Below are 8781 nucleotides of genomic sequence, written 5' to 3' on the forward strand. Positions count from 1 at the left end.
ACGATTCTTGCGAAGTGATAATAGGTCAGTATTGCTTACGTATTTTGCTTGATTGCACGGCAAAACACCTGATAACGCTGACTAATTCAGTAGGGATGCCCTCAGAAATTTGAGGCGTCCGGCATCATTCATCACTCACGTTTCGTCACGCTCGAGTTTTGCTCGGGCGCATATGAACATGTCTGCCGTTTGGGGATCAACGACAATGGCACAGCTCTTCAACGCCCTCGGTTTCTGGAACACGAGCGCTACCCGCCAAACCGCCGTCGAAGACGTTCAAGGCATCTTCTCCGGCAGTCTCGTTGCGGCACTCGGGCTCTATATGCTGGCCAGCGCCGGCCTTTTGACCGGCAGCACCGCAGGCATAGCGTTCCTGCTCCACTATGCCTTCGGGGTGAACTTCGGTCTCGCCTTCTTCCTGCTCAACCTGCCGTTCTTCTATCTCTCCTGGACGCGGCTCGGCGTGGCCTTCACGGTAAAGACCTTCATTGCCATCGGCCTGACGTCCGTGATGACCAGCCTGCAGCCAAAGGTGATGGACATTTCCGCTATCCACCCCGCCTGGGCGGCTCTTCTCGGCGGTCTTCTGCTCGGCTTCGGCCTTCTGGCGCTCTATCGCCACCGTGCCAGCCTCGGCGGGGTCGGCATTCTCGGCATCTATATGCAGGAGCGTTTCGGCATCCGTGCCGGCCTCGTGCAGATGGCGATCGATCTCTGCGTGCTGGCTGCCGCTTTCTTCGTCACCACGCCGCCGGTGGTCTTCTATTCGGTTCTCGGCGCGGTGTGCTGAACCTCTTCGTGGCCATCAACCACCGCGCCGATCGCTACATCGCGCTTTAGGCAGCTTGTGCCGGCTTGTCGATCGGGTGCTGCGAGCGGAAGCCGACGGCGAGACGGTTCCAGATGTTGATCGCGCCTATCGCTACCGTGAGCTTGGTGATCTCTTCTTCCGTGAAGTGGGCCTTCAGGGCTTCGAAATCGGCGTCCGGTGCGCCGGTTTCGGCGATACGGGTCACGGCATCGACCCAGCCGAGCAGAGCGCGTTCCTTGGCGTCATAAATCGGCGACTCCCGCCAGACGCACATCAGGTTGATCCACTGTTCGCTCAGTCCGTCATGGCGGGATTCCTTCACGTGCATGTCAACGCAATAGGCGCAGCCGTTGATCTGCGAGGCGCGCAGCTTGATCAGATGGATGAAGCGGCGCTCGAGGCCCGATGTCTGGACATACTGCTCCAGCGCGGCGACAGCCTTGTAAGCTTCGGGCGATGCCTTGGCGAAGTTGAAACGTGCTTGCATGGTTCATTCTCCTTTTTTGGGTTGGGCTGGCTCAGCGAGCCGCTTTGCGTTCATTGATTTCGAGGAAGGCGCAGCCGCGGGCGGCGATGCCGCCGTCGTCATCAGCAGCGAGCTGCGCCACGATGTCGGCGATGCTGGTTTTGGCGAGTTCGGCGCGATAGACACGCTCGGCCTTCAGCATCGCCGCGCTGATCTGGCAAGGTTTGGTGAAGTAGCGTCCCGGCAGCCGGTTTGGCCCACGCTGGCGGATCTCGCTGCATCGGAAGGCCGGCTCCGGCCCTTCGACCGCGAGCACGATGTCGAGGAGGCTGATCTCTTCTGTCGCCTTCGCCAACTTGTATCCCCCCTTCGGCCCCGGAACCGTGTTGACGATGCCAGCACCTGACAGCGCCTGCAGGTGCTTCAGAAGGTAGCTCGTCGAGACGCCGTGAAATTCCGCCAACGCAGCAGCCGACAACACACCGCCGTCGGACAGGCCTGCCAGCATCGAGACACTGTGGATTGCCTGCTCCACTCCATCGCCCAGTTTCATCGGATCGCTCCTCAATTCATAGATAAAAAATATCCATGATTATGCTGGATGTCAAGCGGCATGTTCGAGCAGTCGAAATAGGCGATCGGTCGTGTTCGTCCGGGGTTGTGAAGCGGGACGGATTCGCTAAAGTCGGCGCTGTTGGGCAAAAACAATTCCAATAAGGGAACAGCAATGAGAAAGACGATTTTCCTGGCGGCCGCTGCTCTGCTTGCGGCGACGCACCTCGCATCCGCCGAGGATACGATCCGCATCGCAACCGAGGGCGCCTATCCTCCGTTCAACTACGTCGAATCCGACGGCAGCCTGAAGGGGCTCGACGTCGACATGGCCAATGCGCTCTGCGAGGAGATGAAGGCCAAGTGCACGATCGTTGCGCAGGATTGGGACGGCATCATCCCCGGCCTTCTGGCCAAGAAGTATGACGCCATCATCGCGTCGATGAGCATCACCGACGAGCGTAAGAAGCAGATCGACTTCACGAACAAGTACTACACGACGCCGCTCGCCGTCGCCGTGCCGAAGGACAGCCCTTTGAAGGGTGTCACGGTCAACGACATGAAGGGCAAGACTGTCGGCGCCCAGGCGTCGACCACACAGGCGGACTACACAAGTGACGTCTACGCCAAGGGCGGCGCCGAGGCGAAGCTTTACCCCACCCAGGACGAGGCCGTCTCCGACCTGCAGAACGGCCGCTTGGACGCGCTGATCTCCGACAAGTTCGTGGTGGTCGACTGGCTGAACAAGGCCGGCAAGGATTGCTGCAAGCTGCTCGGCGACGTTCCAGGCACGGAAACGCAGGCTGGTATCGGCATCCGCCAGGGCGAGACCGAACTGAAGGAGCGCTTCAACAAGGCAATCGATGCGCTTGTCGCCAACGGCAAGTACAAGGAAATCACCAAGAAGTACTTCCCCTTCGACATCTACTGATCGCTTGCCGATCCCATCGCGCGGGGGCCAAAAACCTCCGCGCCCTTTGACCAAGTTCATCCTATGAAAACAGATATCCTCGTTCTCGGTGCCGGCATTGTCGGCGTCAGTGCGGCCATTCATTTGCAGGATCGCGGTCGCTCCGTTGTGCTGGCCGACCGCGGCGAGCCGGGCGGCGGCACCAGCTACGGCAATGCCGGGCTGATCGAGCGCTCCTCCGTCGTTCCCTACGCCTTTCCGCGGCAGCTCGGTGCCATTGCCAAATATGCGCTGAACAATTCATCGGATGTCCGTTACGATCCGGCCTACCTGCCGCGCATCGCCAAATGGCTGGCGCGCTACTGGTGGCATTCGTCGCCGGCCAATCTGGAAAAGGCGACACGGGCACTGTTGCCGTTGATCGAAGCCAGTGTCACCGAACACGACAAGCTGATTGGCCGCGCCGGCGCCTCCGACCTCATCCGCGAGCGCGGCTGGATGTCGTTCTACAAGAACCCGCGCCGTTTCGAGGCTGCCCGTGCAGAGGCCGAGAGCCTATCTGCCCATGGTCTGGCAATCCGCATTCTCGACGCCAGCGAGTTTCTGGCGCTCGAGCCCGCTTTTGCAGCCACCGGCAACAGCATCGCCGGCGCAGTCCATTGGCTCGACCCGAAGACCGTAACAGACCCGCAGGCACTAACGGCGGCCTACGCGAACCTCTTCACAGCAGCTGGCGGCACAGTCGTCCGAGCCGACGCCTCCGCTCTGCGCGAGGAGAAGAACGGCTGGTCGATCACGACAGCCGAAGGCGAGATCATCGAAGCCGGCGAGGTTGTTGTTGCTCTCGGCCCGCAATCCGGCCTGATCTTCCGCAAACTCGGCTATCCCCTGCCACTGGCGGTCAAGCGGGGCTACCACCGTCATTATGCGCAGCGCGACGGTCAGCCGCTCGGCCATTCCGTCGTCGACGAGGAAGCCGGCTACGTGCTGGCGCCGATGGCGCGCGGCATCCGCCTGACGACAGGCATCGAATTCGCCGCGCCGGATGCGCCGCCAAATACCATCCAGCTCCGCCGCGATGAGGCCTATGCCCGTAAGCTCTTTCCGCTTGGCGAACCGGTGGAGGCGACGCCTTGGCTCGGCTTGCGGCCTTGTCTGCCTGACATGCGGCCGGTGATCGGCCCCGCGCCGCGCCATCGCGGCCTCTGGTTCAATTTCGGTCACGCCCATCACGGCCTGACCCTCGGCCCGGCAAGCGGCCGGCTGCTGGCCGAGCAGATGGCCGGCAACGACACCTTCGCAGATCCCAAGCCCTTCCACCCGCATCGCTTCCTCTAGTTCGCGGGTCCGCCATTCTATTTCGGTTGCCGGTGCACTACCTTTAGGGCCGTGGACCAGATCGATTCCGAAGCCCGCATTGCCCTGCCTCCGCCTTTCACCCGCTGGTTCGCGGACAAGGGATGGCGTCCGCGTCCGCATCAGCTGGAATTGCTGGCCCGTGCCGAGGCTGGCGACAGCACGCTGCTGATCGCGCCAACCGGCGCCGGCAAGACGCTCGCCGGCTTCCTGCCGTCGCTGACCGACTTGACCCGCCGCGGCAGGATCCCGCCGGGTTCGGCCTTCACCGGCATTCACACGCTCTACGTCTCGCCGCTGAAGGCGCTCGCCGTCGACATCGAACGCAACCTGATGAAGCCTGTGGAGGAAATGGGCCTGCCTGTCACGGTTGAGAACCGCACCGGGGACACGCCCGTTGCCAAGCGCCAACGCCAGAAGCTGAACCCGCCCGACATTCTGCTGACGACCCCGGAGCAGCTGGCCCTGCTGCTCGCCAATAGCGAGGCCGAGCGCTTTTTCAAAGACCTCAAATACATCGTCTTCGACGAGTTGCACTCGCTCGTCACCTCGAAGCGCGGCCACATGCTCTCGCTCGGCCTTGCCCGCCTGCGCCGTCTGGCGCCCGCCCTGCAGACGATCGGCCTTTCGGCCACCGTCTCCGACCCGATGGATCTGCAGAAATGGCTGGTCGCGCAGCGCGAAGGCGAGGATCATCACGCCGGATTGGTCATCGTCGAAGGCGGCGCCAAGCCTGATATTTCGATCCTTTCGACCGAGGAGCACATCCCCTGGTCCGGGCATTCGGCGAAATACGCAATCCCCGACGTCTATAAGCAGCTCCTCGAACACCAGACGACCCTGCTCTTCGTCAACACCCGGTCGCAGGCCGAGATGCTGTTTCAGGAACTCTGGACGGTGAATGAGGAAAATCTGCCGATCGCGCTGCATCACGGCTCGCTCGATGTCGCCCAGCGACGCAAGGTGGAGGCCGCGATGGCGGCGAACCGTCTGCGCGCTGTCGTTGCCACCTCCACACTCGACCTCGGCATTGACTGGGGCGATGTCGACCTTGTCGTCCATGTCGGCGCGCCAAAGGGCGCCTCGCGGCTTGCACAACGCATAGGCCGCGCCAATCACCGCATGGATGAGCCCTCGAAGGCGATCCTCGTGCCGGCCAATCGCTTCGAGGTGATGGAATGCCAGGCGGCGCTCGACGCCAACTATATAGGTGCGCAGGACACGCCGCCCGTTGGCAAGGGTGCCCTTGATGCGCTGGCGCAGCATGTGCTCGGCATGGCCTGCGCCGAGCCTTTCGACATGCTGGAGCTTTACGACGACGTCACCAGCGCTTCGCCTTACGCCGACCTCTCCTGGGAAACCTTCGAGCGCGTCGTCGATTTCGTCGCGACGGGTGGCTATGCGCTGCGCACCTACGAGCGCTATGCCCGCATCCGCAAGACCAAGGAGGGACGCTGGCGCGTTTCCAATCCGCAGGTCGCGCAGCAATACCGGCTGAATCTCGGCACCATCGTCGAGAGCCCGATGCTCAATCTGCGCATGGTCAAACGCGGCGAAGGCGGTCGGATCGGCCGCGGCGGAGCGACGCTCGGCAAGATGGAGGAATATTTCTTCGAGCAGCTGTCGCCCGGCGACACCTTCATCTTCTCCGGCAAGGTGCTGCGCTTTGAAGGGATCCGCGAGAACGAGGCGCTCGCCAGCCAAGCCTTCTCGATGGATCCGAAGATTCCGTCCTATGCCGGCGGCAAGTTTCCGCTCTCCACCTATCTTGCGGATCAGGTGCGCTCGATGATCGCCGATCCCGATCGCTGGCGCCATCTGCCGGATCAAGTGCGCGACTGGCTGGCGATCCAACAGGAAAAGTCGATGCTGCCGAGGCGCGACGAGCTGTTGATCGAGACCTTTCCGCGCGGCAGCCGCTGCTACATGGTCATCTATCCCTTCGAGGGGCGGCTGGCCCATCAGACGCTCGGCATGCTGCTGACGCGCCGGCTCGAGCGGGCCGGTGCCAAGCCGCTTGGCTTCGTCGCGACGGACTATTCGCTCGGCATCTGGGGTTTCGAGGATATGGGGTTGATGATCCGCAACGGCCGGCTCAGCCTCGCCGATCTCTTCGACGAGGACATGCTGGGCGATGATCTCGAAAGCTGGCTCGACGAATCTTTCCTTTTGAAGCGCACCTTCCGCAATTGCGCCGTGATTGCAGGCTTGATCGAGCGCCGTCACCCGGGCAAGGAAAAGACCGGGCGACAGGTCACGGTGTCGGCCGACCTGATCTACGATGTGCTGAGAACCCACGAGCCGGATCACATCCTCCTGCAGGCGACGCGGCAGGATGCGGCAACCGGGCTTTTGGATATTTCACGGCTTGGCGATATGCTGAGGCGAATCAAAGGCCACATCACGCATCGCGCGCTCGACCATATCTCGCCGCTGGCGGTGCCCGTCATGCTGGAGATCGGTAAGGAGCCGGTGCATGGCGAGGCGCACGACGCGGTGCTGGCGGAAGCCGCCGACGACCTGATCGCCGAGGCGCTGGCCTAGAATAGTGCCGGATAGGTTCGTGTCGGCTTACCATCCGGAATTGCATGAGACGAAGGCCTTCGAAGATGAAGGCGCTTTAGGAATCAAGGGCTGACAGGATTGATGAACCGCCTAGCGCTCGCGCGTGAACTGAATGGACTGACTGCGCTGCCAGGCGTCGAGACTTCCGTCCATGGCGTCGCTGCCGTCTGCGATCCACTCGGCGCGCTCTACATGCCCGATGCCGCCATCCTCGTCGTCTCCGACCTGCACCTCGAAAAAGGCGCGGCCTTCGCCCGCCGCGGGATGATGCTGCCGCCCTATGACACGCTGGCGACACTGACGGTTCTCTCTGCTGTCATCACCCGCTACGATCCGAAGTTGGTGGTGTCTCTTGGCGACAATTTCCATGACCGCGTCGGTTCGGCGCATCTGCCCGAGGCGTTCCGCAGTCTGATTTCGGAAATGGCGCGCGGCCGCGAATGGATCTGGATCAACGGCAACCACGATCCGGACGGCACCGTCGATTTGCCGGGCACGTCCGTCGACGAGATGCACTATGGAGGCCTGACCTTCCGCCACGAGCCGAGGGGCGGCCTGCAGACGGGCGAGATCGCCGGGCACCTGCATCCGGCAGCGACCGTGCGACGTCGCGAAAAATCCGTCCGCCGTCCCTGCTTTGCCACAGATGGCGCCCGCCTGCTGATGCCGGCGTTCGGCGTCATGACCGGCGGCCTCGACCTCCGCCACAAGGCGATGAAGGGCCTGTTCGACCACACGTTGCTGATCGCCCATCTTCTTGGACGGGACCGGATCTACTCCGTCAGATTCGGAAATCTTGTCGGGTGAAAGCCCGAAGGGTGGAAAGTGCGCCAGTCGCCTCGCTCTATAATCGGAGCGTTGACCGCCCTCAGATAGCGGTTGATGGCACTCAAGAATGCGCGGATGGTGTCGGAATCTCGTTTAGCCCGTCGTCTTCAAGGCAGACAAGCTATGGAGAACAGCAATGACGATCACTATTACCGCCTTTGAACGGTCGCCGGATCGCGGCAGAGGTTTGGCGCGTGACATGCGCGTTCGCTGGGCGCTCGAGGAAGTGGGGCAGCCCTACGAAGTGCGCCTTCTTTCCTTCAAGGCTATGAAGGAAGCCGCACACCTTGCGCTTCAACCGTTCGGGCAGATTCCGAGCTATGAAGAAGGCGATCTCGTCCTATTCGAGTCCGGGGCAATCGTGTTCCATATCGCGGACCGCCATGCCGGCTTGCTGCCTGTCGACACGAATGCCCGGGCGCGCGCAATCACCTGGATGTTTGCCGCGGTCACTACCATGGAGCAGCCGATCGTCGATCGCGAAGCAGCCAGATTTTTGGAAGGCGATAAGCCCTGGTATCAGGAGCGCTTGTCCATGGTCGACGAGCGTATTCGCAAGCGGCTGAGCGAACTCTCTACCCAACTTGGTGATGACGACTGGCTCGACAGCGAGTTCAGCGCGGGCGACCTGCAGATGGTGTCGGTGCTGCTCCGCTTGAAAGGATCAGGCATGCTGGACGAGTATCCGAACCTTGCAGCCTATGTCACCCGCGGCGAAGCGCGGGCTGCATACAAACGTGCGTTCGACGCTCAACTGGCGGTTTTCAACGCCGCATCGACCGGCTGACAACGGTTCGCTCCAAGCTCGAAGTCGTCTCCAGTCTTCCGCTGAACTTATGGGTTCAGTCCTATTCGCCGAAGTAATAGAGAGGCTGGCGCGTCAGTTCGCCGCGACCGATATGGCCGTAGACGTCCTTTCCCAGGATCCAGAAGGAAATCGTTTGGGTTTCCATGCAGAAGATGTAATCACCGGAAATCCAGTGCTCTGCCTTGTTGCCGGAAATGGCATAGAGATAGTCGCCAATCTCATACATGACGGCCCGGTGTGAGCTGTAATCGTATAAGTAGCGCTCTGCCATCTATTCTCCTGATTCCATTTCAGGAAGAATCCCATGGTTGCGAATGTATTGTCAAACAATACTGATGATATGGGCCGATCAACCCAATTTTGTTTCGGCAAAGGCGGTTTCATGCGGCCTTTACTGTGCTTTCGAGGCCGATGTTAGGTCGTCGAGATGTTAAAGCTAGGCGATCACGAAGCACAGCATTTCGGCCGTGAACTTGATCGTGTCC

8 protein-coding genes and 1 pseudogene are annotated in these 8781 nt (G+C 61.4%); 6 read left to right on the plus strand and 3 right to left on the minus strand.

What is annotated here, in order from left to right:
• The first annotated feature begins 205 nt into the window (after positions 1-205).
• Positions 206-840: pseudogene (locus tag RGCCGE502_RS02780) on the plus strand (YitT family protein).
• On the opposite strand, the gene RGCCGE502_RS02785 reads toward RGCCGE502_RS02780, so the two are convergent.
• Positions 837-1298, minus strand: coding sequence for a carboxymuconolactone decarboxylase family protein (locus RGCCGE502_RS02785; RefSeq protein WP_016552646.1), 462 nt, complete (start codon positions 1296-1298; stop codon positions 837-839). The pseudogene RGCCGE502_RS02780 and the gene RGCCGE502_RS02785 sit on opposite strands and share 4 nt — an antisense overlap.
• A 31-nt stretch (positions 1299-1329) precedes the next feature.
• On the minus strand, positions 1330-1830 hold the full coding sequence (locus RGCCGE502_RS02790; protein WP_016552647.1) for an RrF2 family transcriptional regulator: 501 nt from the start codon (positions 1828-1830) through the stop codon (positions 1330-1332).
• Between the two features lie 174 nt (positions 1831-2004).
• On the opposite strand from RGCCGE502_RS02790, the gene RGCCGE502_RS02795 reads away from it, so the two are divergent.
• The 5 genes from RGCCGE502_RS02795 to RGCCGE502_RS02815 all read left to right on the plus strand — a co-directional run bounded on the left by RGCCGE502_RS02795 (position 2005) and on the right by RGCCGE502_RS02815 (position 8275).
• Positions 2005-2760: an ABC transporter substrate-binding protein gene (locus tag RGCCGE502_RS02795; RefSeq protein ID WP_016552648.1), complete on the plus strand. Its 756-nt coding sequence runs from the start codon at positions 2005-2007 to the stop codon at positions 2758-2760.
• A 63-nt stretch (positions 2761-2823) separates the two neighbouring features.
• The gene (locus RGCCGE502_RS02800; RefSeq protein WP_016552649.1) at positions 2824-4077 is read left to right on the plus strand and encodes an NAD(P)/FAD-dependent oxidoreductase; all 1254 of its coding nucleotides are present in this window, start codon (positions 2824-2826) and stop codon (positions 4075-4077) included.
• 51 nt (positions 4078-4128) lie between these two features.
• The gene (locus RGCCGE502_RS02805; RefSeq protein ID WP_016552650.1) at positions 4129-6639 is read left to right on the plus strand and encodes a ligase-associated DNA damage response DEXH box helicase; all 2511 of its coding nucleotides are present in this window, start codon (positions 4129-4131) and stop codon (positions 6637-6639) included.
• Between the two features lie 99 nt (positions 6640-6738).
• On the plus strand, positions 6739-7467 hold the full coding sequence (gene pdeM / locus RGCCGE502_RS02810) for a ligase-associated DNA damage response endonuclease PdeM (RefSeq protein WP_016552651.1): 729 nt from the start codon (positions 6739-6741) through the stop codon (positions 7465-7467).
• 157 nt (positions 7468-7624) lie between these two features.
• Positions 7625-8275 (plus strand): glutathione S-transferase family protein, encoded by a 651-nt coding sequence (locus RGCCGE502_RS02815; RefSeq protein ID WP_016552652.1) that lies wholly within the window; start codon positions 7625-7627, stop codon positions 8273-8275.
• Positions 8276-8336: 61 nt separating this feature from the next.
• On the opposite strand, the gene RGCCGE502_RS02820 is transcribed toward RGCCGE502_RS02815, so the two are convergent.
• Complete coding sequence (locus RGCCGE502_RS02820; RefSeq protein ID WP_016552653.1) at positions 8337-8567, minus strand: hypothetical protein; 231 nt, start codon at positions 8565-8567, stop codon at positions 8337-8339.
• Between the last annotated feature and the right edge of the window lie 214 nt (positions 8568-8781).

Origin of the sequence: Rhizobium grahamii CCGE 502 (assembly GCF_000298315.2) — a bacterium.
Classification (GTDB): domain Bacteria; phylum Pseudomonadota; class Alphaproteobacteria; order Rhizobiales; family Rhizobiaceae; genus Rhizobium; species Rhizobium grahamii.

Coding starts and splice junctions, on each gene's coding strand:
- RGCCGE502_RS02785 (WP_016552646.1), bottom strand. CDS start 1,298: ATGCAAGCACGTTTCAACTTCGCCAAGGCATCGCCCGAAGCTTACAAG.
- RGCCGE502_RS02790 (WP_016552647.1), bottom strand. CDS start 1,830: ATGAAACTGGGCGATGGAGTGGAGCAGGCAATCCACAGTGTCTCGATG.
- RGCCGE502_RS02795 (WP_016552648.1), top strand. CDS start 2,005: ATGAGAAAGACGATTTTCCTGGCGGCCGCTGCTCTGCTTGCGGCGACG.
- RGCCGE502_RS02800 (WP_016552649.1), top strand. CDS start 2,824: ATGAAAACAGATATCCTCGTTCTCGGTGCCGGCATTGTCGGCGTCAGT.
- RGCCGE502_RS02815 (WP_016552652.1), top strand. CDS start 7,625: ATGACGATCACTATTACCGCCTTTGAACGGTCGCCGGATCGCGGCAGA.
- RGCCGE502_RS02820 (WP_016552653.1), bottom strand. CDS start 8,567: ATGGCAGAGCGCTACTTATACGATTACAGCTCACACCGGGCCGTCATG.